Annotated in this window: 21 protein-coding genes; 16 read left to right on the top strand and 5 right to left on the bottom strand. The window is 58.9% G+C overall.

Features of this window, described 5'->3' with window-relative positions; all coding sequences use genetic code 11:
• The first annotated feature begins 30 nt into the window (after nucleotides 1-30).
• The 7 genes from IFT84_RS06125 (at nucleotide 31) to IFT84_RS06095 (ending at nucleotide 6,896) form a co-directional block, all read left to right on the top strand.
• Complete coding sequence (locus IFT84_RS06125) at nucleotides 31-1,290, top strand: ABC transporter substrate-binding protein (RefSeq protein ID WP_192117785.1); 1,260 nt, start codon at nucleotides 31-33, stop codon at nucleotides 1,288-1,290.
• A 79-nt stretch (nucleotides 1,291-1,369) separates the two neighbouring features.
• Nucleotides 1,370-2,332, top strand: a complete 963-nt coding sequence (locus tag IFT84_RS06120) for a carbohydrate ABC transporter permease (RefSeq protein ID WP_192117784.1) — start codon at nucleotides 1,370-1,372, stop codon at nucleotides 2,330-2,332.
• Between the two features lie 12 nt (nucleotides 2,333-2,344).
• Complete coding sequence (locus tag IFT84_RS06115; RefSeq protein ID WP_192117783.1) at nucleotides 2,345-3,184, top strand: carbohydrate ABC transporter permease; 840 nt, start codon at nucleotides 2,345-2,347, stop codon at nucleotides 3,182-3,184.
• Nucleotides 3,181-4,236, top strand: coding sequence for a Gfo/Idh/MocA family protein (locus IFT84_RS06110; RefSeq protein WP_192117782.1), 1,056 nt, complete (start codon nucleotides 3,181-3,183; stop codon nucleotides 4,234-4,236). Before IFT84_RS06115 ends, IFT84_RS06110 begins: the two co-directional genes overlap by 4 nt.
• Nucleotides 4,237-4,250: 14 nt before the next feature.
• Nucleotides 4,251-5,258: an ABC transporter ATP-binding protein gene (locus tag IFT84_RS06105; protein WP_192117781.1), complete on the top strand. Its 1,008-nt coding sequence runs from the start codon at nucleotides 4,251-4,253 to the stop codon at nucleotides 5,256-5,258.
• Complete coding sequence (locus tag IFT84_RS06100) at nucleotides 5,255-6,163, top strand: ROK family protein (protein ID WP_192117780.1); 909 nt, start codon at nucleotides 5,255-5,257, stop codon at nucleotides 6,161-6,163. Before IFT84_RS06105 ends, IFT84_RS06100 begins: the two co-directional genes overlap by 4 nt.
• Nucleotides 6,156-6,896, top strand: coding sequence for a copper homeostasis protein CutC (locus IFT84_RS06095; protein ID WP_192117779.1), 741 nt, complete (start codon nucleotides 6,156-6,158; stop codon nucleotides 6,894-6,896). Before IFT84_RS06100 ends, IFT84_RS06095 begins: the two co-directional genes overlap by 8 nt.
• Here IFT84_RS06095 and IFT84_RS06090 read toward each other — a convergent pair.
• Both IFT84_RS06090 and IFT84_RS06085 read right to left on the bottom strand, forming a co-directional pair.
• Nucleotides 6,865-7,800 (bottom strand): response regulator transcription factor, encoded by a 936-nt coding sequence (locus tag IFT84_RS06090; RefSeq protein WP_192117778.1) that lies wholly within the window; start codon nucleotides 7,798-7,800, stop codon nucleotides 6,865-6,867. The two genes, IFT84_RS06095 and IFT84_RS06090, sit on opposite strands and share 32 nt — an antisense overlap.
• 1 nt (nucleotide 7,801) lies before the next feature.
• The gene (locus IFT84_RS06085) at nucleotides 7,802-11,167 is read right to left on the bottom strand and encodes a hybrid sensor histidine kinase/response regulator (RefSeq protein ID WP_192117777.1); all 3,366 of its coding nucleotides are present in this window, start codon (nucleotides 11,165-11,167) and stop codon (nucleotides 7,802-7,804) included.
• Between the two features lie 166 nt (nucleotides 11,168-11,333).
• Here IFT84_RS06085 and urtA point away from each other — a divergent pair, with 166 nt between their 5' ends.
• From urtA to IFT84_RS06040, 9 genes are all read left to right on the top strand, one after another.
• A complete protein-coding gene (gene urtA, locus IFT84_RS06080) occupies nucleotides 11,334-12,638 on the top strand; it encodes an urea ABC transporter substrate-binding protein (protein ID WP_244651116.1) in 1,305 nt (434 codons plus the stop codon).
• A gap of 67 nt (nucleotides 12,639-12,705) precedes the next feature.
• Nucleotides 12,706-14,310 (top strand): urea ABC transporter permease subunit UrtB, encoded by a 1,605-nt coding sequence (gene urtB / locus IFT84_RS06075; protein WP_192117776.1) that lies wholly within the window; start codon nucleotides 12,706-12,708, stop codon nucleotides 14,308-14,310.
• Nucleotides 14,307-15,443, top strand: a complete 1,137-nt coding sequence (gene urtC, locus IFT84_RS06070) for an urea ABC transporter permease subunit UrtC (protein ID WP_192117775.1) — start codon at nucleotides 14,307-14,309, stop codon at nucleotides 15,441-15,443. The genes urtB and urtC overlap by 4 nt, the downstream gene beginning before the upstream one ends.
• Before the next feature lie 3 nt (nucleotides 15,444-15,446).
• Nucleotides 15,447-16,199 (top strand): urea ABC transporter ATP-binding protein UrtD, encoded by a 753-nt coding sequence (gene urtD, locus IFT84_RS06065; RefSeq protein WP_192117774.1) that lies wholly within the window; start codon nucleotides 15,447-15,449, stop codon nucleotides 16,197-16,199.
• Nucleotide 16,200: 1 nt separating this feature from the next.
• Complete coding sequence (gene urtE, locus IFT84_RS06060) at nucleotides 16,201-16,896, top strand: urea ABC transporter ATP-binding subunit UrtE (RefSeq protein ID WP_192117773.1); 696 nt, start codon at nucleotides 16,201-16,203, stop codon at nucleotides 16,894-16,896.
• Nucleotides 16,897-17,172: 276 nt separating this feature from the next.
• Entirely contained in the window at nucleotides 17,173-18,252 is a 1,080-nt protein-coding gene (locus IFT84_RS06055) for an MraY family glycosyltransferase (protein WP_192117772.1), read from the top strand.
• A 12-nt stretch (nucleotides 18,253-18,264) separates the two neighbouring features.
• Nucleotides 18,265-19,098, top strand: coding sequence for a glycosyltransferase (locus IFT84_RS06050; RefSeq protein WP_192117771.1), 834 nt, complete (start codon nucleotides 18,265-18,267; stop codon nucleotides 19,096-19,098).
• Complete coding sequence (locus IFT84_RS06045) at nucleotides 19,095-19,754, top strand: YdcF family protein (protein ID WP_192117770.1); 660 nt, start codon at nucleotides 19,095-19,097, stop codon at nucleotides 19,752-19,754. The genes IFT84_RS06050 and IFT84_RS06045 overlap by 4 nt, the downstream gene beginning before the upstream one ends.
• Nucleotides 19,755-19,759: 5 nt before the next feature.
• Nucleotides 19,760-20,356, top strand: a complete 597-nt coding sequence (locus IFT84_RS06040; RefSeq protein ID WP_192117769.1) for a putative colanic acid biosynthesis acetyltransferase — start codon at nucleotides 19,760-19,762, stop codon at nucleotides 20,354-20,356.
• A gap of 107 nt (nucleotides 20,357-20,463) precedes the next feature.
• Here the strand turns inward: IFT84_RS06040 and IFT84_RS06035 are convergent, their stop codons facing one another.
• The 3 genes from IFT84_RS06035 to IFT84_RS06025 are packed head-to-tail and all read right to left on the bottom strand — an operon-like array spanning nucleotide 20,464 to nucleotide 24,157.
• Complete coding sequence (locus tag IFT84_RS06035) at nucleotides 20,464-21,615, bottom strand: glycosyltransferase (RefSeq protein ID WP_192117768.1); 1,152 nt, start codon at nucleotides 21,613-21,615, stop codon at nucleotides 20,464-20,466.
• A complete protein-coding gene (locus tag IFT84_RS06030; RefSeq protein ID WP_192117767.1) occupies nucleotides 21,612-22,901 on the bottom strand; it encodes a glycosyltransferase family 4 protein in 1,290 nt (429 codons plus the stop codon). Before IFT84_RS06030 ends, IFT84_RS06035 begins: the two co-directional genes overlap by 4 nt.
• On the bottom strand, nucleotides 22,898-24,157 hold the full coding sequence (locus tag IFT84_RS06025) for a glycosyltransferase family 4 protein (RefSeq protein ID WP_192117766.1): 1,260 nt from the start codon (nucleotides 24,155-24,157) through the stop codon (nucleotides 22,898-22,900). The genes IFT84_RS06030 and IFT84_RS06025 overlap by 4 nt, the downstream gene beginning before the upstream one ends.
• Nucleotides 24,158-24,365: the final 208 nt, after the last annotated feature.

Genomic DNA, 24,365 nt, shown 5'->3' with positions numbered 1-24,365 from the left:
CGCAGAAAGCGCGTCAACGGGAGAAAAGACATGACTTCACGCGTATTAAGCGGATTGCTCTTGGCATCCACCATTCTGGGCTCCGCAGCACTGGCGCAGGCACAGGATAAAACCCTCACGATTGAAAGCTGGCGCAATGACGACCTGTCAATCTGGCAGGAAAAGCTGATACCGGCTTTCGAAGCAAAACATCCCGGTATCAAGGTCGTGTTTTCACCAACGGCACCGACCGAATATAACGCAGCACTCAATGCCAAGCTGGATGCAGGCTCCGCTGGTGATCTGATCACCTGCCGCCCATTCGATGCGTCACTGGAACTTTACAACAAGAAGCATCTCATCAACCTCACCGATCTGCCCGGCATGGAGAATTTCTCACCGGTTGCAAAGTCCGCATGGTCAACGGATGATGGCTCAGCCTCGTTCTGCGTTCCCATGGCGTCGGTTATCCATGGGTTCATCTACAACAAGGATGCGTTTGAAAAGCTTGGCATCAGCGTGCCGACGACGGAGGCGGAATTCTTTGCCGCGCTCGACAAGATCAAGGCAGACGGCACCTACATTCCGCTTGCCATGGGCACCAAGGACCTCTGGGAAGCTGCGACCATGGGCTACCAGAACATCGGCCCAACCTATTGGAAGGGTGAGGAAGGCCGTATTGCGCTCGTCAAGGGCGAGCAGAAGCTGACCGACGAGCCATGGGTTGAACCCTACCGCGTTCTGGCAAAATGGAAGGATTATCTGGGCGACGGTTTTGAGGCGCAGACCTATCCTGACAGCCAGAATCTGTTCACGCTGGGCCGTGCAGCGATCTTCCCCGCAGGTTCATGGGAGATTTCGCTGTTCAATCAGAGCAAGGATATCAAGCTTGGTGCATTTGCGCCGCCGGTTAAAAACGCCGGTGATACCTGCTACATTTCCGACCACAACGACATCGGCATGGGCATCAACGCAAAAAGCCCGAATGCGGATGCCGCCAAGACCTTCCTCACATGGGTTGCCTCACCGGAATTTGCCGATATCTACGCCAATGCTTTGCCCGGCTTTTTCAGCCTGAACTCGACTCCCGTGAAAATGGCCGATCCGCTGGCACAGGAATTTGTGTCCTGGCGTGAGAAGTGCAAGCCGACGATCCGCTCGACCTATCAGATTCTGTCGCGCGGCACACCGAACCTTGAGAACGAGACATGGACGGAGTCGGCCAACGTCATCAACGGCACGGACACCCCGGAAGTGGCTGCCAAGAAGCTGCAGGACGGTCTGGATAGCTGGTACAAGCCAGCCAAGTAAGGCACGATCGATAGACCAACGCTGACGGAATCATCAGCGTTGGTCGCAATCCCAAGACTTTTAAGATGAGGTGGAGCTTATGAGCGAAGCTGCTGTTTCCGCCCCATATGCGCGGACACTTCCCGTCGCCGCAAAGCGGCCGCGCCGCTGGCACATTGTGGTGTTTTTGTTGCCTGCGCTGATTGTGTACAGCGCGGTGATGATCCTGCCGCTGATTGAGACATTGCGCCTGTCGCTGTTCAACGTGGTGGATGGTCAGCCTGCTTTCGTCGGGCTTGCCAATTTCCGTGTGCTGTTTGGGGATGCGCGTTGGGCTGCCGATTTCTGGAATGCGCTGCGCAACAACTTCATTTTCTTCGTCATCCACATGTTGGTGCAGAACCCGATCGGTGTGGCGCTGGCGGCGATGCTGTCGATTCCGAAGCTTCGGTTTGCAGCATTTTACCGCACCGCAATCTTCTTGCCGACGCTGCTGTCTTTCGTGATTGTCGGCTTTATCTGGAAGCTGATCCTGTCGCCAATCTGGGGCGTGTCCCCCTGGCTGATGGATCTGGTGGGTCTCAAATCGTTCTTTTCGCCATGGCTTGGCAAACCCGGTTCGGCGCTGATCGCGGTGTCACTCATCTCCGTTTGGCAATATGTAGGCATTCCCATGATGCTGATCTATGCAGCACTCCTGAGCATTCCCGAAGAGGTTATCGAAGCCGCAGAATGCGATGGCATCACCGGCTGGGGGCAGTTCTGGAAGATCAAACTACCGCTGATCCTGCCTGCCATCGGCATTATCTCCATTCTGACATTTGTGGGCAATTTCAATGCCTTCGATCTGATTTATACTGTGCAGGGTGCGCTGGCGGGGCCGGATAAATCTACCGATGTGCTGGGCACGCTGCTCTACCGAACGTTCTTCGGCTTCCAGTTGCAGCTTGGCGATCGCTCCATGGGCGCGACCATCGCAACGGTCATGTTCCTGATCATTCTGGCCGGTGTGTCGCTGTACCTGTTCGGCATCCAGCGGCGCATCCGCCGCTACCAGTTCTAGGAGAGCCTCTGCATGTCCATCGCCCGCCGCTCTCCCGTTCGCACCGGCTTCGTGCATCTGGCGCTGATCGCCTACACGGTCATCGCGCTGTTTCCAGTCGTGTTGACCATCATCAACTCGTTCAAGACCAAGAACGCCATTTTCCGTGCGCCGCTGGCACCGCCGAACTTTGAAACGTTCAGCCTGACCGGTTACCAAACCGTGCTGACGCAGGGGGACTTTGCCGGGTACTTTCAAAACAGCGTGATCGTGACCGTTGTCTCGATCTTTTTTGTGCTGCTGTTTGGTGCGATGGCGGCCTTCGCGCTCTCGGAATATCGGTTCAAGGGCAATTCGCTCATGGGCCTTTATCTGGCCATCGGCATCATGATCCCCATTCGTTTGGGAACGGTGGCGATCTTGCAGGGCATGGTCGCCGCGGGGCTCGTCAATACGCTAACGGCGCTGATCCTGGTCTACACCGCGCAAGGGTTGCCGCTGGCGGTCTTCATTCTTTCGGAGTTCATGCGCAGCGTATCCGATGATCTAAAGAATGCCGGGCGGATCGACGGGCTTTCCGAATACGCCATCTTTTTCCGGCTGGTGCTGCCGCTGGTACGGCCTGCCATGGCGACGGTTGCGGTGTTTACGATGATTCCGATCTGGAACGACCTTTGGTTTCCATTGATCCTTGCACCCGGTGAGGCCACAAAAACGGTCACGCTCGGCTCTCAAATGTTCATCGGCCAGTTCGTGACAAACTGGAATGCGGTGCTGTCAGCCCTGTCTCTGGCGATCTTTCCGGTGCTGGTCCTTTACGTCATCTTCTCGCGGCAGTTGATCCGTGGCATAACTTCGGGAGCCGTCAAATGAACAAACCCATCCGTGTTCTGTCTGCTGGTTTGGGCAATATGGGGCGAAGCCACGCGCTGGCCTATCACCACAATCCGGGGTTTGAAATTGTCGGGCTGGTGAACCGCTCGCACGTTGCTGTGCCGCAAGCTCTGGAAGGCTATCGGATTCACCCGACCTTTGCGGACAGTCTGGCCGAACTGAAACCGGACCTGTGCTCGATCAGCACCTATTCCGATACCCATGCCGATTACGCCATCATGGCAATGGAAGCGGGCGCGCATGTTTTTGTTGAAAAGCCCTTGGCAACAACGGTGGCAGACGCGGAACGTGTCGTGGCCTGCGCCCGGGCCAATGGTCGCAAACTGGTCGTTGGTTACATTCTACGCCACCACCCAAGCTGGATGCGGCTGATTGCCGAGGCCCGCAAGCTCGGTGGACCCTATGTGTTTCGGATGAACCTGAACCAGCAATCCAGCGGCGAGACCTGGGCCACGCACAAGGCGCTGATGAAGACGACATCACCGCTTGTCGATTGCGGCGTGCATTATCTCGATGTGATGTGCCAGATCACCGATGCCAAACCGGTGCAGGTGCGCGGCATGGGCGTGCGGCTGAGCCAGGAGATTGACGACGGCATGTACAATTACGGGCATCTTCAGGTCATGTTCGATGATGGATCGGTGGGCTGGTACGAGGCCGGGTGGGGGCCGATGATGTCGGAAACGGCCTTCTTCGTGAAAGACGTGATTTCTCCCAACGGATGCGTCTCCATCGTGATGGACAGCAATGTGCGCTCGGATGATGTGGACGCCCACACCAAAACCAACATGATCAAGCTGCATTCGGCAAGCCTTGGCGCGGACGGGCGATTTACCAAGCCCGACGAGATGCTGACCATGGCGGGTGAACCCGGGCATCAGGACCTCTGCGATCTGGAACAGGCTTTCGTGCTGAAAGCCATTCGGGAGGATATCGACCTCGGTGCGCATATGGACGATGCGGTCAAATCACTGGCGATCTGTCTGGCCGCGGACGAAAGTGTGCGCAGCGGCTTGCCCGTCAACTTGTAGAAAAGAAGAAGCATATGGGCTCCTTGCACCTGACTTCCATCCGCAAATCGTTCGGCACGCATGACGTGCTGAAAGGCATAGACCTTGAGGTCAAGGATGGCGAATTCGTTATTTTTGTTGGCCCCTCCGGCTGCGGAAAATCCACACTTCTGCGCATCGTTGCGGGCCTTGAGGATGCCACCTCCGGCTCCATTCAGATTGATGGGGCGGAAATGATCAATGTTGCGCCCGCCAAGCGCGGCATCGCCATGGTGTTCCAGTCCTACGCGCTGTATCCCCATTTGACCGTCGCCGACAATATGGGGCTGGGGCTCAAACAGGCCGGTGCGGAGAAGGCCGATATTGAAGCGCGGGTGGCAAAAGCTGCCAATATGCTTTCGCTGCAAAGCTATCTGAAGCGCCGCCCGGCGGAGTTGTCCGGCGGCCAGCGTCAGCGCGTGGCCATCGGGCGCGCCATCGTGCGGGAGCCAAAACTGTTTCTGTTCGACGAGCCGCTGTCCAATCTGGATGCGGCGTTGCGTGTCAATACGCGGCTGGAAATCGCGCGTCTGCACCGCGAGTTGAAGGCCACGATGGTCTACGTCACCCATGATCAGGTGGAAGCGATGACGCTGGCCGACAAGATCGTGGTGCTGAACAACGGTGTGATCGAGCAAGTCGGATCACCGATGGAGCTCTACAATTTTCCAGCCAATGAGTTCGTTGCCTCCTTCATCGGCTCGCCGCAGATGAATTTCATCGATGCCGACAAGCTCGGTATTGCTGGAGCCAAAACTATCGGCATCCGTCCGGAGCATATCACGCTGTCGCGTGACCAAGGGCAGTGGGTCGGTAAAGTCATCCATGTGGAGCATCTGGGAGCAGATACGATCCTGTATCTGGAAACGGAGAAGACCGGGCTTCTGACGGTGCGACTGTTCGGCGAGCACCGGTTTGATGTGGACGACATTGTCTTCGCGACGCCCGAGGAGAGCAAGATGCACCGTTTCGACGCCAGCCAGAAGGCCATCAAGGGCGTATGATCCTATGCTTCGACATAGGCGGCAGTGCCATGAAAGGTGCGGTTGCGGCGTCGCCGACGGACATCAGGCCCATGCCACGCGTCACGACACCTGGTCGAGATTTTGCGGCCTTTGTTGCGGTGTTTCGCGATGCGATATTGCAATTGCCAGATAAGCCGCAATGTCTGGCGATCTCTATTACCGGTGTGGTGGATGAGGACAGCGGCACGCTGATTTGCGCCAACATTCCCTGCATGCACCAGCGTGATCTGAAACACGATCTGGAAGCCGCACTCGGTCTGCCTGTCTTCATCGCCAATGATGCCGATTGCTTTGCGCTGGCGGAAGCGGGCGTTGGTGCGGGGCAGGGGCACCGCATCGTGTTTGGGGCCATTCTGGGCTCCGGCGTTGGCGGCGGGCTGGTGGTAGATGGGCGGCTCATCAATGAGCATGGCGGCTTTGCCGGGGAGTGGGGGCATGGCACGGCGGCGGCGTCCTTTGCCGGGACGCCTCCGGTGCTTATTCCGCATTTTGCCTGCGAGTGCGGACAAAGCGGCTGTGTCAACACCATCGGCGCGGCCCGTGGCATGGAACGGCTGCACCAGCATCTCCACGGCATTAGGGCGACAAGCGAAACAATCATTCAGCGGTGGCAGGCAGGCGATAACGCGGCTGCACGCACGCTGGATGTGTTTGTCGATCTGGTGAGCGCGCCTTTGGCGTTGACGATCAACATCACCGGGGCAACGATTGTGCCGGTCGGCGGTGGTCTTGCAAATTCGAAAGCGTTGCTGACAGTGCTGGATGAGGCGGTGCGCAGCCGCACGTTGCGGCGCTTTCCACGGCCCCTGGTGGTGCCAGCGGCCTGCACTGTGGAACCGGGCCTGATCGGCGCGGCCTTGCTGGGAGCGGCTTGCCTTGGTTGATCGTTTGCTGGAAGTCTGTGTGGACAGTGCAAGCGGGTTGCATGCAGCCGTCAACGGTGGCGCGGACCGCATTGAACTGTGCAGTGCGCTGGCGGTCGGCGGCTTGACGCCCTCTGCGGGGTTGATGGCCGAGGCAGCCACGGTTGATATTCCTGTATATGCCATGATCCGGCCCCGCAGTGGGGATTTCGTTTTCAACGATGCCGACTGTGCCGTGATGATTGCCGATATACAAGAAGCGCGCAGCGCCGGCCTCGCTGGCGTCGTGCTGGGCGCAAGCCTCGCCGATGGACGGTTGAACGGCGATATGCTCAGGGTGCTGATCAAGGCTGCTGCCGGTGTTGGCTGCTCGCTGCACCGCGCGTTCGATCTTGTGCCCGATGTATCAGAGGCTGTGGAATTGGCCATTGAGCTTGGTTTCGAGCGCATTTTGACATCCGGGCGTGCGCCGACCGTTTCAGCCGGACTGGACGACCTGCGCCGTGTCCACGATGTTGCGGCTGGCCGCATTTCCATCATGCCGGGAGCGGGTGTCACCATAGAAACACTGCCGGATATACTTGCTCGCGTACCGGTGAATGAAGTCCATGCGTCCTGCGGGGTTGCCGCTACCCCCCAACCAAACATCTTGCGCATGGGTTTTGCATTGCCTTCCGACCGGATGACGGATGAAGAGCGTGTGCGAACCTTAAAAGCAGCGCTTAACCTGCATGCAGAACACCGGCTGCCTTGACCGCAGCGGAGGCGCGGTTTTCCACACCGAGTTTTACATAAATCTGTTCCAGATGCTTGTTGACCGTGCGCGATGACAGGCCAAGAATATCGCCGATGTCGCGGTTAGATTTGCCCTTGGCAATCCAAAGCAGCACATCGGATTCGCGCTGCGTCAGCCCGAAACTCTGGCGCAGCCGCTCGGTATCGGTCGCACCGCTGACCGCCATCAGGCGAAAGAGAAACTCATCCGCGCCAACAGCACCGAGATAGGCCAGTTGTAGACCCTCGCCCCGACCCTCGCTTTGACCGGCCCCGACCACAAACGGCGCGCCGCTGGCAAAGCCGGGACGGTTGCGGTTGTTCATCCACAGGCCGATTTCCGCCGCAATCTGGTCCAGCCCCGCGTCACTGCCGGTCGCACTTGCCACCAGCCGCGTTGCCTGCGGCGTGGACCACCGGATGCTGCCGGTCTGACTGACGGCCAGCAAATGCCGGCCGGCGGCATCCAGCGCCACGCGGGCGCTCTGGGCGGAGCGGGCATTCGCCAGATGCACACGGATGCGAGCGCGCAGCTCATCGATATTGATGGGCTTTGTCAGATAATCGACACCGCCGGACTCCAGCGCGTGAACCACATGCTCGGTCTCGGTCAACCCCGTCATGAAGACCACGGGAACAGCGGCCACGGCACTGTTGCTTTTCAGCCTGCGGCAAGTCTCAAACCCGTCCATATTGGGCATGATCGCGTCCATGAGGATCATATCCGGCGTGATACGGTCTACAATGGAGAGCGCCGCCGCGCCGCTCGTCGCAATCAGCACGGAAAAGCCCGACTGCTCCAGTGCATCGGTCAAGAAGCCCAGTGTTTCCGGGGAGTCATCAACAATGAGGATGATGTCGCGCGGGCTTGCGCCTGTTGTCATGTCACGGTTTCTCCTGCCCGATGCGTTTTAAAAACGCGGCATAGCCTGCGAGATCGAAGGCTTGAACATATTTCAAAAGTGCATGCGCAAAAGGTCTATTGTCGGGAACGAGCGCCAAATCCGCCAGTTTTGCTTCAATACCGCGGACATAGCCAATCTCGCCCAGCCGGATCAGTTCTTCGATATGGGCGGGGCCGGGGCTGATAATTTTCGTTTCGCTGGGCTCGCTCGCCTGCGGCGCATCCGTCAGCCAGTCCAGATGGAGGTGAGCGGCGAGCCGGTCGTGAAGCTGGCGGATATCGAAAGGTTTGGCCAGCGTATCGTTATGTCCGGTGTCTCCATCCATCTGCGGCGTATCGCCGATATTTGCCGAGAGCATCAGAATGGGAGCCGTTTGTCCGGTCTCGCGCAGACGCCGCACCAACTCCCATCCATTCATGCCGGGCATAGAAATGTCGATGAAGAACAGGTCTGGCTTCACGCCCTCGATCAATGTCAGACAATCAGGACCGCTGGCGGCGGTCAGCACCACAAAGTCCAGCGGCATCAGCACTTCGCGCATCAGATCGCGGTGGTCTTCATTGTCATCCACAACGGCAATGGTGCGGCGCGGGCCGGTATAGCCGTGGATTTTCTGGATGGCCGGTTTGGTGGCTGGCTTCGGCATGGCCGAGAGCATCAACCGCACACGGAAAATGGAGCCCGCATCGCGCGTGCTTTCCACAGCAATTTCACCGCCGAGTGTCTCTGTTAAAAGACGGGTGATGGTGAGTCCAAGGCCAAGACCGGGCATGGGCCTGATGGTTTCGGCCTCACCGCGCTGGAACGGCTCGAAGATGCGGGGCAGGTCGCCCTCGGCGATGCCGCGCCCGGTATCGCTGATGGTAAAGGTGGCAACCTGCGTGCGGTATCCAACCTCGAATCGAACGCTGCCATGATCGGTGAATTTGATGGCGTTGGATAACAGATTGACAAGTATCTGGCGCAGGCGCTTCTCATCAGTGCGGACATAGGACGGCAGATTGGCGGCACGGTGCTGCTCGAAGGTGAGGCCCTTGGCTTCCGCCTGCGGGCGGAAGAGATCCACGATCTGATCCAAAAAGTCCCCGAGATTGATCGGGTTGGAGAACACCTGAAGCCGCCCCGCCTCGATGCGGGAAATGTCCAGCAGACCATCGATCAGGCCAGAGAGGTGATCGGCGCTGCGCCGGATGACCTTGATGGCCGATTGTCTCGGTGCGGGAATGGTATCGTCACGCTCCAGAATTTGGGCATAGCCCATGACGGCATTGAGTGGCGTGCGCAACTCATGCGCAAGGCCCACGACATAGCGGCTTTTGGCGCGGTTGGCAGATTCCGCCGTTTCCTTGGCCTGTTGCAGGGCGGCATCGGTCTTTTTGTGAGCTGCAATTTCCTTGAGCAGCAGCGTGTTTTGGCGTGATGACTCCTCTTCCGCCACCACGCGGCTGTCATGCGCCAGCACATAGAACCAGCAGGCAACGCCCGCCACGACGGCAAACACAAAGAAAACGACGGCTGCCGTGCGGTTGACAACGTCTGCCTGAGCCGGAAATCCACTGCTGATCTGGTGCGCGATCAGCGCCAGCACGATTCCGATGAAGGCGATGGCCAGCACGGAGGCAATCGCATAGCGCCCCAAGCGTGAGGCTAGCCATGCCATGGTGGAGGCGGGAAGCAGGGTGTTGCCAACGGCAGCGGCCTGCGCACTCAACTTGGCCTTTGGTTTGCACAGATCGTGGCAGCGGCTGTCCAGCGAACAACAGAGCGAACAAATGGGCGCAGCATAGGCGGGACACCACGCCATGTCCTCTGGCTCGAAATCATGCTCGCAGATGGAGCAGGTGAGGCTGGACAGGCGCTTCCAGCTTTGGCGCGGCTTTCGCGCCAGATAATATTTGCCATCTGTCGCCCAAGCGATGAGCGGCGACGCAACCAGCGACACCGTCAAGGCGATGAACGGTGCCAGCGCCGCCGCCATGGGGCCGAATGCACCGAAATGGGCCGTGAGTGCAGCAATGGTGGCAAGGCCCATACTGCCGAGACCAACAGGGTTGATATCATAGAGGTGGGCGCGCTTGAACTCGATGCCGGGGGGTGCCAGTCCCAGCGGCTTGTTGATGAAGAGATCGGCGGAAATGGTGCAGAGCCACGCCATGGCGATGATGGAGAAGATGCCAAGCGTGGCTTCCAGCAGCGTGTAAATGCCCAGTTCCATCAGCAGCAGCGCAATGGCAACGTTGAAGACCAGCCATACCACGCGGCCCGGATGACTGTGGGTCAAGCGCGAGAAGAAGTTGGACCAGGCCAGCGAGCCCGCATAGGCATTCATGACGTTGATCTTCAGTTGCGATACGACGACAAAGGCGACCATCAGCAACAGCGCCGCGTTCGGCCAGGGCAGGATATAGCCAAACGCTGTCAGATACATTTGCGCCGGATCGGCAGCGCGATCCACCGGTACCCCGGCATTCAGTGTCAGCACCACGAGGAACGAGCCGGCCAGCAGCTTTGGTGCGCCGACCAGCACCCAGCCGGGGCCAGCCAGAAAAATGGCAAAGCGATGTTTGAGCTTTTTCTGATCCTGCGGCGGCAGAAACCTCAGGAAATCCACCTGTTCGCCAATCTGCGCCATCAGCGCGAAGATGACGGCAGAGGCCGCACCGAACTGCGCCAGCACAAACGGGGCCGTAGTGCCGGGTTCTCCCACAGCTTGCTGCAGGCCGGTAAAGGCGCGCCAGATATCGAACGTTTTCCAGTCCGTCATGGCAATGAAGATGAATGGCAGGATGTTCAGCACAATCCAGAAGGGCTGCGTGATCAGCTGGAACCGGCTGATCAGCCGCACACCGTGCGTTACCAGCGGAATGACCATAACAGCGCTGACGATATAGCCGATCCAAAGGGGGATGCCGAGCGCAAGCTCCAGTGCCCCGGACATGATGGATGCCTCAATGGCAAACAGGATGAAGGTGAAGCTGGCATAGATCAGTGAGGTTAGCGTGGAGCCGATATAGCCGAAGCTCGCGCCGCGCGTCAAAAGATCGATATCCACACCATGGCGAATGGCATAACGCGCAATCGGCAGGCCGATAAGCAAGCTGACAAGACTGGCAACGATGATGGCTGCTATGGCGTTGGTGGTGCCGTAGGAAAGCGTAATCGCCCCGCCAATGGCTTCCAGTGCCAAAAAGGAGATGGCCCCGATGGCCGTCTGCGAAATGCGGGTGCTGGAAAAGCGGCGCGCGGCCTTGGCGGTAAACCGCAAGGCATAATCTTCCAGCGTCTGGTTTGCCACCCACCGATTGTAATCGCGGCGGACGGGAATGATGCGTTGCCGTGGAGCCATGAGGTTATCTAGCATGTTTTAATGCGGTTGCATGGGCAAAGGCTTCCGCTTTCCCCACCGCACCTACGTCAAACAACGTATACGGCTTTGCCGCCTCTAGCGCGATAGTTCCTGCCAACAGGGGACCGGTTCTATGAGTCCTCGTTTGACCAGAGGGGACTGACCAATGCGATTCACACCACACATGAAAGCCCGCGCTTTCGGTGCACTGCTTGCCGCCGCCATGACCTCCACCGCACTAACCGGTGCCTTTGCGCAGGAAGATACGATCAAGGTCGGCATTCTTCATTCGCTGTCCGGCACCATGGCGATTTCTGAAACCACGTTAAAAGACGCCATGCTGATGCTCATTGAAGAGCAGAACAAGAAGGGCGGACTGCTTGGCAAAAAGCTGGAAGCCGTGGTGGTTGACCCTGCATCCGACTGGCCGCTGTTTGCCGAAAAGGCGCGTGAACTGATCGAGAAAGACAAGGTTTCCGCCGTGTTCGGCTGCTGGACATCCGTGTCGCGCAAGTCGGTTCTGCCGGTGTTCAAGGAACTGGATAACATCCTGTTCTACCCGGTTCAGTACGAGGGTGAGGAGTCCGAGCGCAACGTGTTCTACACCGGCGCCGCCCCCAACCAGCAGGCCATTCCAGCTGTCGATTATCTGATGGAAAACGAGGGTGTGGAGCGCTGGGTGCTGGAAGGCACCGACTACGTCTATCCCCGCACCACCAACAAAATTCTGGAAGCGTATCTCAAGTCGAAGGGCGTGGCGGCGGAAGATATTATCGTCAACTACACGCCGTTCGGCTTCTCCGATTGGCAGACGGAAGTCTCGTCCATCAAAAAATTCGGCTCCGCCGGCAAGAAGACCGCCGTCGTCTCCACCATCAACGGCGATGCCAATGTGCCGTTCTACAAGGAACTGGCAAACCAGGGCATCAAGGCGGAAGACATTCCGGTCGTCGCGTTCTCCGTTGGGGAAGAGGAACTGGCGGGCATCGACACCAAGCCGCTTGTTGGCCATCTGGCCGCATGGAACTACTTCCAGTCGGTGGATGTGCCCACCAACGCCGAATTTATCAAGACATGGCGCGCCTACACCAAAAACGACAAGCGCGTGACGAACGATCCGATGGAAGCCAGCTTCATTGGCTTCAACATGTGGCTGAAAGCCGTTGAGAAGGCCGGAACGACCGAGCAGGACAAGGTCATCGACGCTATGGTCGGCGTGTCCGTGCCCAACCTGTCTGGCGGCTATTCCACGATGATGCCGAACCACCACATCACCAAGCCGGTGCTGATCGGTGAAATTCAGGATGATGGCCAGTTCGATATCGTCAGCCAGACGCCCGGCCTGATCGTTGGTGACGAGTGGTCGGACTACCTGCCCGATTCCAAGGATCTGATTGCCGATTGGCGCGCACCGATGTCATGCGGCAACTTTAATACTGCAACCGGCAAGTGCGGCGGCAAGGGCGAGTAAATCGCCTGTGCAAGCGGGGGTGCGCGGTTTTCAGTGCACCCCCGCCTCCTTCAAGCTGGTAACATCCATGACCATCAGAACTGCAATTTTGACCCTTTGTCTGCTGCTGCAAGCAGCATTTGCTCAGGCCCAGACTGATCTGCGCTCCAGCGTGGATGCGTTGGGGCAGGGCAAGTTTGCCGATGTGGAAGCCGCCATTACTGTGCTGGCAAAGACCGGCGACCCAAAGGCTGTGCCTGTGCTGGAAGCGCTGGCGGCGGGTGATCTCTACACACGCAAATCCGATGCCCGCGTGTTTATGACCCGCGCTGCGGGTGATGATGTGATCCTGATCGACCCGATAACCGGTGTCGAAGACGCCACGGCCCCGAAGGCATCCGTGCAGAAAATCCGCGTTAACAACACCGTTCGTCGAGCGGTGCGCACGGCCCTGGGCGGTCTGACGCTGCTCAGTCCGGAACGCCAAACGCGGTTGGCCGCAGCCCAATCGGTGCTGATGGCACCGAGCGGTGAGGTACTGGATTTGGTGGAGACCGCGCTGGCGACCGAAAAAGACGCCGATGTGCGCCGCGTCATGGAAGAAGCGCGCGCCGCGTCGCTGTTGAAATCCGACCGTTCAACAGACGAGAAAAAACAGGCCATCGAAACCATCCGACAGCGCGGCGATCGCGATGCGCTGGGCATCCTGTCGTCCGCGCTTGGCAGCGTGGATGAAACTCTGCGACCGGACGTGGAGCGGGCGATTGCGGGCATCGAGGAGCGCCAGGCGCTGTGGAATGCGGGACAGAATGTCTGGTACGGCATTTCTCTTGGCTCGGTTCTGCTGCTGGCAGCCATAGGCCTTGCAGTTACGTTTGGCGTCATGGGCATTATCAATATGGCTCATGGCGAAATGGTCATGCTTGGCGCCTACACGACCTTCGTGGTGCAGGATGTCATCCGCACCCGTTATCCCGATATGTTTGAGTGGTCGCTGGCCATCGCTCTGCCGCTGGCCTTTCTGTTCACGGCATTCATCGGGCTGGTGATTGAACGCGGGGTTATCCGGTTTCTCTACGGCCGTCCCTTGGAAACGTTGCTGGCGACATGGGGACTATCGCTTATTCTGCAACAGGCGGTTCGCAGCCTGTTTGGCCCGACGAACCGGGAGGTCGGCAATCCCACGTGGATGTCGGGTGCATTTGAACTGGGTGGCCTGACGATTACCTGGAACCGGCTCTGGATCGTCGTGTTTTCTCTATCGGTCTTTCTGGCGCTGCTGGCGGTTCTGAAACGCTCCAGCTTCGGCCTGCAAATGCGCGCTGTGACGCAAAACCGGCGAATGGCCTCCTCCATGGGCATTCGCACGCCCTATGTCGATGCGGCCACCTTCGCGCTCGGCTCCGGCATTGCAGGCATGGCGGGCGTTGCGCTGTCGCAGATCGACAATGTGTCACCCAATCTTGGGCAGAGCTACATAATCGATAGTTTCATGGTGGTCGTGTTTGGCGGCGTCGGCAATCTCTGGGGTACGCTCGTCGGGGCGTTCTCGCTCGGCATTCTCAACAAATTTCTGGAGCCCTACGCGGGCGCGGTGCTGGGCAAGATTTTCGTGCTGGTGCTGATCATTCTTTTCATTCAAAAACGCCCAAGGGGACTGTTCGCGCTCAAGGGTCGGGCGGTGGACGCATGATAACGGCTTTTCTTCTGCGCGCGCTGGATCGCAACATTCTCATCGCCATTGCAGCGCTGCTGATTGTGGCGGCGCTGGTGCCGGTGCTGAATCTCTTGGTGCCGCCCACAAGCCCGTTTCACATTCCCACCTATATCGTCTCGCTGATGGGCAAGTATCTGACCTATGCCATGCTGGCGCTGGCGCTGGATTTGGTCTGGGGCTTTTGTGGCATTCTCTCGCTCGGCCATGCGGCGTTCTTTGCGCTGGGTGGCTATGCTATGGGCATGTATCTCGCCCGGCAGATCGGTGCGCGCGGCACCTATGGCAATGCGCTATTGCCGGATTTTATGGTGTTTTTAAACTGGAAAGAGCTGCCGTGGTACTGGACAGGCTTCGATCATTTCTGGTTTGCGGCGCTGATGGTGCTGGCAGTGCCGGGTTTGCTGGCTTTCGTCTTCGGCTGGTTTGCCTTCCGCTCACGGGTGACTGGCGTGTACCTGTCCATCATCACGCAGGCGATGACCTATGCACTGCTACTGGCCTTCTTTCGCAATGAAATGGGCTTTGGCGGCAACAATGGCCTGACGGATTTCAAAGATATTCTCGGCTTCAACATTCAGGCGGGTGGCACGCGCAACGCGCTGTTTGCCGCCACTGCCGTGGCGCTGGCGTTCAGCCTTTTGGTCGCATCGGGCATTGTTCGCTCCAAGTTCGGCAAGGTGCTGGTGGGCGTGCGTGATGCCGAAAGCCGCACACGGTTTCTGGGTTATCGGGTGGAGAACATCAAGCTGTTCACCTTCACCGTTTCGGCCATGATGGCCGGTGTTGCCGGTGCGTTGTACGTGCCACAGGTGGGCATTATCAACCCCGGCGAGTTTGCGCCGGCCAACTCCATCGAGGTGGTCATCTGGACCGCCGTCGGCGGGCGCGGCACGCTGATCGGCCCCATCATCGGTGCGGTGCTGGTCAACTTCGGCAAGAGCGTGTTTACCGCCGCATTTCCGGAATTCTGGCTGTTTGCGCTCGGCGGCCTGTTTGTTGCCGTCACCCTGTTTCTACCCAAGGGCATCGTGGGCACCTGGCGGCAGATGCGGGCGAGACGGCGTGAAACAGCCCGCATGACAGCGGCAAGCCCACAGGCAGCGGAGTAAGACATGACGATATCCAAACCTGCGACGCTGCTCTATCTCGATGGCGTGTCCGTATCCTTCGATGGCTTTAAGGCGCTAAATTCGCTTTCTTTTGTGGTCGAACCCGGCGAACTTCGCGCAATCATCGGCCCCAATGGTGCGGGCAAAACCACGATGATGGACATCATCACCGGCAAGACCCGGCCCGACAGTGGCGAGGTGTTTTTTGAAGGTCAGATTGACCTGACCAAAAAGGACGAGGCAGAAATCGCCCAACTGGGCATTGGCCGCAAATTCCAGAAACCGACCGTGTTTGAAAGCCATACGGTGTGGGACAATCTGGAACTGGCGCTGAACCGCAAGCGCGGTGTGTTTGCGACCTTGTTTTACAGGCTGTCTTCGCAGGATAGGGCTCGTATTGAGGAAATTCTGGCAACTGTTCGGCTGACCTCCCGCGCCAGCGATCTGGCAGCAAACCTGTCGCACGGGCAAAAGCAGTGGCTGGAAATTGGCATGTTGCTGGCACAGGAGCCGAAGTTGTTGCTGGTCGATGAGCCCGTTGCCGGTATGACAGACAGCGAAACAGTGGAAACCGCGATCCTGCTCAAAGAAATCGCAAAGACGCGCTCCGTTGTGGTGGTGGAGCACGATATGGGCTTTATTCGTGATCTCGGCGTCAAGGTTACATGTCTGGCAGAAGGTTCGGTGCTGGCCGAAGGGTCTATCGATTTTGTCAGCGCCGATCAGCGCGTTATCGAAAACTATCTGGGGCGCTGATATGCTGACGGTTGAAAACGCAAATCTCCACTATGGCGCGGCACAGGCGCTGCGCGGCATTTCACTGCAGGCGCAGGCGGGCAAAATCACCTGCGTGCTGGGGCGCAACGGGGTCGGCAAAACCAGTCTGTTGAGGGCGATCACAGGCCAGCATCCATTAAGCAGTGGTTCGATAACTTTTAACGGACATGCGCTCGCCGGGCTGGCGCCTTATAACCGCGCCCGCGAAGGTGTGGGCTTCGTGCCGCAGGGACGCGAGATTTTTCCGCTGCTGACGGTGAAAGAAAATCTTGAAACCGGCTATGCGCCGCTGAAGCGGCGGGACCGGACAATCCCGGACGATATTTTCAGCCTGTTTCCGGTGCTGCAATCCATGTTGTCGCGGCGGGGCGGCGATTTGTCCGGTGGGCAACAGCAGCAGCTTGCCATTGGGCGGGCGCTGGTCACGCGCCCGAAGATTCTGGTGCTGGATGAGCCGACCGAGGGCATCCAGCCATCCATCATCAAGGATATTGGGCGCGCCATTCAGTACTTACGCGACTCGACCGGCATGGCCATTCTGCTGGTGGAGCAGTATCTCGATTTCTGCCGGGAACTGGCCGATCATGTCTACATCATGGACCGGGGGGAAATTGTCCATGAAGGCGCCGCCGAGACGCTGGATACGCCCGAAGCGCGTCGACATCTAACCGTTTGACACGCAGCGTTCTTGCTCCGGCGCACAATGAATTCCAATTGATTCGGCAGCATTTTTGCGCCTCGTAGCTCACCGCTGCGAGGTTTTGTGTTTTTGACGCCCGGATTGCCGAAAGAGAGTATGACCGCACGCAGACACCTACGCCAATCGGCTGATAGGCTGCACCCGTTTCCTAGATATATGTACCCCCCGTCGACCCGATAAATTCGGATGCAAGGCCCGATTCTCTTTGCCGATCACGGCCAAGCGGTGCCCAAATCATTTACGGGAAACATCATGTACTCTCTGGCACTAAGCGCTGTTCTGACGGTGTTCGCAACCGTGGTTCTGGTGATGGTTTTGCGGTGGGCGGCAGTTCCGCTTAGCCTGCTGGATGCGCCGGATCATCGTAAAAAGCACGATGGTAACATTCCCATGTGCGGTGGCATCGCCATGTTCATCGCGTTTACGCTCGGCGGCGTGGCGAGTGATAACTGGTTTGGCCTGAACGGTGCATTCTGGATGGCCATTTTGTGCATCGTCGCCATCGGCGTGGTGGACGATCGGCTGAAGCTTCCAGCCATCACACGCTTCGTTGTGCAGATTGTCATGGCTGTAGCGATGATGAGTGCTGCCGGTTGGCACGCTGTGTCGTTAGGCCTGCCGGACACTGTTGCTTTGCCGCTCTTCGTTAGCATCGGTATGCTCGTCGTCTCCGTGCTGTTCATCGTTGGTCTTGTCAATGCGTGGAATATGGTCGACGGTGTGGATGGGTTGGCCGGTGGAACTGCAACCGTGGCCCTCATCTGGCTGTTATGCGTGGCAGTTCTGGAAGACATCGGCGGCTTGACGGGGGCTATCGTTACCCTGCTGGCTGCGCTCACCGGCTTCCTGTTCTTCAATCTTCGCAGCCCTTGGCGCAGGCGGGCAAGTGTCTTCCTGGGGGATGCCGGAAGCACGGCACTCGGTGCCTTCATCGCCTTCATCGTCGTGGTGCTGTCTTCGGGCCGCGCCGGTGTGCCGTTCCAGATATTGCTGTGGATGGTGATTGTACCCATCCTCGATACGCTGAGCCTGATCGCACGCCGCCTGATCGCCCGGCGCAATCCCATGTCTGCCGACCGCTGGCACCTGCATCATCTGTTGATCGACAGTGGTTTTACGCCTGCGATGACGACGGCGCTGATCGTGCTGGCCTCAGCACTTCTGGGTGGGATCGGGTATCTTGGGCTTATCTTCGATTTGCCGGCAGACGCGATGGCGCTCGGCCTTCTGTTGCCAGCCTTGGGCCATACCTTGCTGGTGCAGGCGCTGACAGCCGCTGCCAAGCCGCGTTTCCAGCCGACATTATCGTCAAGCATGCAGACCGAAGTGTAAGGAGTTGCGCCAGTGTGCATATCTGTTTTGATCCTGACGCTGAATGAAGAAAAGAACCTGCCTGCCTGTCTGAAATCGCTGGCATGGTGTGACGACATCGTCGTTCTGGATTCCTACAGCACCGATCGCACCGTGGAAATTGCCAAGGCGGGTGGCGCGCGGGTGTATCAGCGCGAACATCAGTCGGAGGCGAGCCAACGGCTCCATGGGCTGAAGGAAATCTCCTACAAACACGCATGGGTCTATATGCCCGATGCCGATGAAATCACGCCTGATGATCTCTATCAGGAAATGAAAGTCATCGCCACGGACCCGACCCGACCGGAATCCTTCTTCCGTATCCGGTTCAAAAACATGTTCATGGGCCGCTGGATCAAGCATAGCAGCCTCTATCCCACTTGGACGGCACGGCTGTTTCGCCCGGAGCGTGTCCACGCCACCCGTGAGGTGCATTTGAACTGGACCGGGGACGGTCCGGTGGGCCGTATCAACGCGCATTACCTGCACTATAGCTTCAACAATGGCATGAATGCGTGGTTCGACAAGCACAACAGATACTCAGCCGCCGAGGCACGCGAGACGATTAAGAGCCTGAAGACGAGCGGCGTGCCATGGCGTATGCTGCTGGACAAACGACCGGAAACACGGCGCAAGGGGCTGAAAGAGCTATCCATGCATCTGCCGTTTCGCCCACAGGCGCGATTTCTCTACATGTATCTGCTGCGCGGTGGCTTTCTGGATGGGCGGCAAGGCTATCAATACTGCCGGTTACTGGCGATCTACGAATATATGATCACCATAAAAGCCGAGGAAATGCGGCGGCGTGATCAGGGGCTGTCCGTATGACGGATATCCGTCTGGTGGAGAGGGATAGGGCCGGTCTCGGCGGCGTCGCCAAGCTGATGCTGTATTTCGTAGGGGCCGTGCTGGTTGCAGGCGCACTATATCTTCTTGCATTGACGGGCGGAAACAGGCTGCTGTCCGTTCGCGATGCCCTTCCGGCACGCGTAGATACCATCGTTGTGCTCGGTGGGGACGGGCCATCGCGCGCAGCAAAGGCGGCAAGCCTGTACCGCGCACGCGTAGCGCCTCGTGTTCTGGTGACCGGTGACGGGGACTGCACGTCCATCCGCCGGTCCATGATGGAAGCGGGCGTTCCGTTTGCCGCCATTACGCTCGAATGCGCCTCCCGCAACACCTGGGAAAATGCGCAGCTTTCAGCGCCCTTGCTGCGGGAAGCCGGGGTGCAAACGGCGGTGCTGGTCACGAGCTGGTTTCATACGCGCCGCGCCATTACCTGTTTCACGCTGGCGTCTCCGCAAATCCAGTGGTTTTCCGCACCCACAGAGCAGCAGGAAACCCTTTGGCAACTGGCAACCTCCGCACGCGGCATTCAACTGGCCAAGGAGTACCCCAAGGCCGTGGGCTACAGCATCTTGCTGGCATTGCGCGGTGTCTGGATCACGCCTCGGAATGCAACATCAGAAATACCAAAAGGATGAGGGGCATGGGACCGTCAAGCGACAGCGTTCAACAGCATCTGGCGCAGGCACAGGCGACACCCCGGCTGGGCGGCCCGACCTTCACCAACCGGTTCCGGTTTCAGCGTTTGCTGTGGATGGTCACGTGGCGGTGCTTAGCGGGGTGGACCCCGCCACAAGCCAATGCGTGGCGGCTATGGTTGCTGCGGCGCTTCGGGGCAACGCTGGCCGATACGGCGCGGGTGAACAGCCGCACCACAGTCTGGTGGCCGGGAAATCTGACCATGGGGCAGCATTCATCCTTCGGTCCCGGTGCCAATTGCTACAATGTGGCCCCGGTGACCATCGGAGATTTCTGCAACGTATCGCAAGGCGCGCATTTGTGTACGGCCTCCCATAACATTCAGGAGCCGAGTTTCGCGCTGACGTTCAAGCCCATTGTGCTGCACGCCAATTCTTGGGTTGCTGCCGAAACTTTTGTTGGCCCGGGCGTCACGGTTGGGGAGGGTGCTGTCCTCGGCGCACGTGGCGTTGCGTTTCGCACGTTGCAGCCGTGGACGACTTATGCCGGCAATCCAGCGCAGCCGGTTGGCACACGCACACCAAGCGCCGGATTGAGCTGAAGCATTTCCAGTGAAAACGGAAGCGTTTTGGCGTCCGGACAATGCGACAAAATACGGAGCTAAAGCCCTTCCGGTGAACACGTGTTCACCGGAAGGGCTTTAGTTTGTTAGGCGGATGCCTTCAGGGCATCTTGCCCCTCGTAAGCGGCCAGCGTCATGGCAGCAATTTTCGGCCAGGTATAGGTAGACAGCACAAGGTTGCGGCCATTGCGTCCCATGCTGTGCGCAAGCTGCGGTCGTTCCAGCAGGCGTAACAGCCCACTGGCAACCGCATCTGCCGCTAGCGGCACCACTACCCCGGCGTTGGCCTGCTGCACCTCGGGGAAGTGACAGGCATCGGTAATGACAACCGGTTTGCCGCAGGCCAGCGCTTCCGTAATCGCAATGCTGAACCCTTCCTGCCGGCTGGGCAGGCAGAAGCAAAAGGCGCTCGACAGCGCCTGCATCTTGGTGTCCCCGTATAGGGGGCCGGTCATGCGCACTCGGTTTTGCAGTCCATAAGTCGCAATGGAATTGCGAAACGCGTCCTCCGCGCCGCCGTCCGGGCCAGCAACCACGAGATCCACATTCGGCCACGCTTCGGCAACGATGCGGAACGCATCGGCCAGAATATCCAGCCCTTTCTTGTAATGCAGGCGCGAGAGGAACAGGATATAGGGCGTGTCACCGACCACGGGTTCAGGCAGATGCTCGAACTCGTCGGCAAAGACGCCATTGGGAATGATGGTGCAAGGTGCGGACAGATTGAGTGGCCGCATCAGGTTCACTTCGTCCTGATTGAGCGCGTGAATGAACTGCGCACCATTCAGCATGGCCCGCTGACCAACGGCGAGCGCAACGCGTTTTTTCAGGCTCTTTTGCTGCATGCTCCAATGATCGAGCATGCCCGCCGGACAGACGCAATAGAGGATCGAGCGGGCGCGAGCAACGCGTGCGGCCCGCGCCAGAACAGGCTCCCACACACCGTGAAGATGCACAAAGTCCGCCAGAGCCAAAACCTTTTTCAGCAAGCGATACCCTTGCGTTGCCAGCACAGTTTCCAAAACACTGGGCGGCGGAAGGATGTGCCACAACAGGTCCTCGAAACCCGGTATCGCCGCTCCGATCTCTGCAACCTGCCGCTCCACGCTGACGCTGCCATAGCTGACAATATGAACGGAGTGACCGAGGGCCGCCTGCGCCGCCGCCAGCCTCATCACCACGGCTTGTGGTCCGCCCATACTCGGATCGATCGACGAGATGACATGGACGATTTTCATGGACGGCCCTCGTGTTGATCCAGCGTCGACAATGCCGCCATCAGCCGTTCGCCGTAGCGTGCGACGGTAAAATCGGCAGCACGCACTTTTGCGCTTTGCGCCATATCCTCCCGGATATCGGGATTTGCGATGAGATGACGGATGCAGCGCACGATAGCGCCGGGATCGCGAATGGGTACAATGTAGCCTTCGTGTCCGTGCCGCACGACGCTGCCGGTATTGGCCGTTGTAATCACCGGAAGCCCGGCTGACAAAGCTTCATACACCGCCGTCGCAGAGCCCTCACAGATGGACGGCAGCAAAAAAACATCCGCCCACTGCAGCTGTTCCGCCATGTCGGCACGCGGCACGATGCCAGCCAGTTGCACCGCTGCGCCAATACTGGCCTGCACCGAAACGGGAATGCGCGTGCCGCCAACCATACGCACCACAGCGTCCGCACCCAGTTGCCGTGCAGCCTCCACCACATAGGGCGAGCCCTTGCGCAACCCGACTTCACCAACAGTCAAAACACGCAGCGGACCGGGTTCACGTTCGCCGCGCTCGATGCGAAAACTTGTATCTACCCCATAGGGCACCACAACACACCGCTCCACGGGGCCGCCCTGAGCGGCTACGTGATCGCGGACAAACTGCGATGGGCAGACAATCATATCGGCAAGCTGCCATTCGGCGCGCTCGCGCTCGGCAAAACCGGCAACAAAGGGGTTTGCGGGCGCGGCACCCGCCCAGTCGGGATGGTCGTGTATTTCTTGATTGACCAGCGCTTCGACTGTATCGCGCGGCGCAATCATTTGCTCCACGGCTGTCCACATGCCCAATTGTTTAGCTGCGCGCATCTGCTCCAGCGCATCTCCGGCAAAGGCGTATAGTCCCGCTGCGCCGTGAAATCCGTCACGCGCAACGAGTTGCGAAAACCGCCTGCCTGCCCATATGGCGTGCGAGGTTTCAGCGGCGACATCCTCTACCGCCAGCCGTCGCACTGCGGAACGTACGCCGAAGAACGGAAAAACAGTCGTCAACCCGGCGGGCACCCCTGCCGGGACGCGTCCCACAAGACGCCGGACAGCCGTCGGCAACAGGCGTTTTGGCAAACGGTTGACGAGCGCCGGCCAGCCCTTCGTCGCGCAGATATCCGTGTAAAAATGCGCCAGTCGGCTGTGGGTGGCCAGAATGCGCGGCACGGCATAATGCATGCGCGCGCCGAGTTGGCTTACAATGACAGTTCCGGTGCGCCTTTCAAGGCCAATTCCAGGGCCAATTCCAGGGGTTGTCAGGGCAGTCATGTCGGCTGCTCCACTTTGCTGGCGCGGGCCGGGCTGGCGGTTTTTGTATGAATGGCCGAGAGGAGGGATGCCCAGCTATCCACAGCGTGGTCATACACATAGTCCGTTTCCAGCAAGCGCCTTGCACTCGCACCCATGGCAGACACCCGTGCCGGATCGGCACTGAGCGCTGCGATGACGTCCGTCAATCGCACGACATCCCCGATTTCGACAGCCTCTCCGCAACCGGCCGCACGAATAACACGACTGACTTCGCCTTGACGGTCTCCAACAAACAGCGTCGGGCGACCTGCTGCCAGAATGCCGTATAGCTTGCTGGGTATGATACAGTGTTCGAGTTGCGGCAAAAGCGATACGATGTGGATGTCGGGCGCGCTCAAGCTTTCCGCGATATGTGCCGCCGGTTGCAGCGGCTTGAACTGCATATTGGTCAGCCCACGGGCTTTTGCACCCGCTACCACATGCTCATGCTGCTTGCCGCCGCCGATCATCAGAAACTGAATGTGGGGCAGATGCTGCAGGTTTGCCGCTGCATCCAGAAGTGTTTCAAATTCATGCGCGCGGCCAAAGTTGCCGGAGTAGCCGATGACGAACCGATCCGTGAGGCCCCATTCGCTTCGCAGCCCGTTCTGATCAGGCGAAACGGGATAAATCTCACGTGAATCCGACCAGTGGTGCAGTGTTGTTAGACGTGCGCGGGGCACACCCTTTTTCGCCAGAAAGTCCATCATCGTTGCGGTCGGACACACAGTCAGGTCGGCGGCTTGCAGCGACCAGTCGCGAAGCCGTGTCAGCAGCTTCGACAGGGCGTTCTGCTGCTTCAAAACCCCCAGCTCCAGTGCGGTTTCTGGGAAGAGATCCATCACCCAGTTTACCAGATGCGCGCGGCGCAGTTTCAGCGCCAGTCCGGCACTGACCGAAAGCAGCGGCGGATCGGTGCAGACGACGGCAATGTCCTCCGATGAAAAATACCGGAGAAAATAGAAGAAGGCCGAGATGTGGAACGTGAGGTAATCAATCGCCCGACCCACCAGCCGTTGCCGCCCGAAGCGCGATGTCGGCAGGCGTATGACCGTCACACCATTTATCGTTTCGCGCGCGGGCAGGTCGTCTCGGGAATTATCATGCAGGCTCTGGCCGGTGACGATGGTAATCGGAAACCCGCGTTGCGCCAGCCCGAATGCCAGCGCAGACACCATACGGCTGGTCGCCGATTGGTCCGGGTAAAAATAACGATTGGCGAAAACGTACTTCATGGGGGCGGCCTTCAGAAACGACGCGCGCGGTCGCGCTGGTTCTGCCATTGTGCAAAGGGGGTGCGATGTCACAAGCACCACAAAGGCACTAGCGCATGATGCGCAGACTACCCCTGATCTACGCCTTTTGCGCCGTCCTTACCTCTTTATTACCGGAAGCGGCCGCTTACGCATGCTGGGGGTAGCCAAGGGGTAGGAGCCCCCGTCT

This window comes from Rhizobium sp. CFBP 8762, from assembly GCF_014841565.1.
In the GTDB taxonomy this organism is placed as follows: domain Bacteria; phylum Pseudomonadota; class Alphaproteobacteria; order Rhizobiales; family Rhizobiaceae; genus CFBP-8762.
Note: the sequence above shows the minus strand (reverse complement) of the source record. Positions and strands in the feature narration are given on the sequence as shown.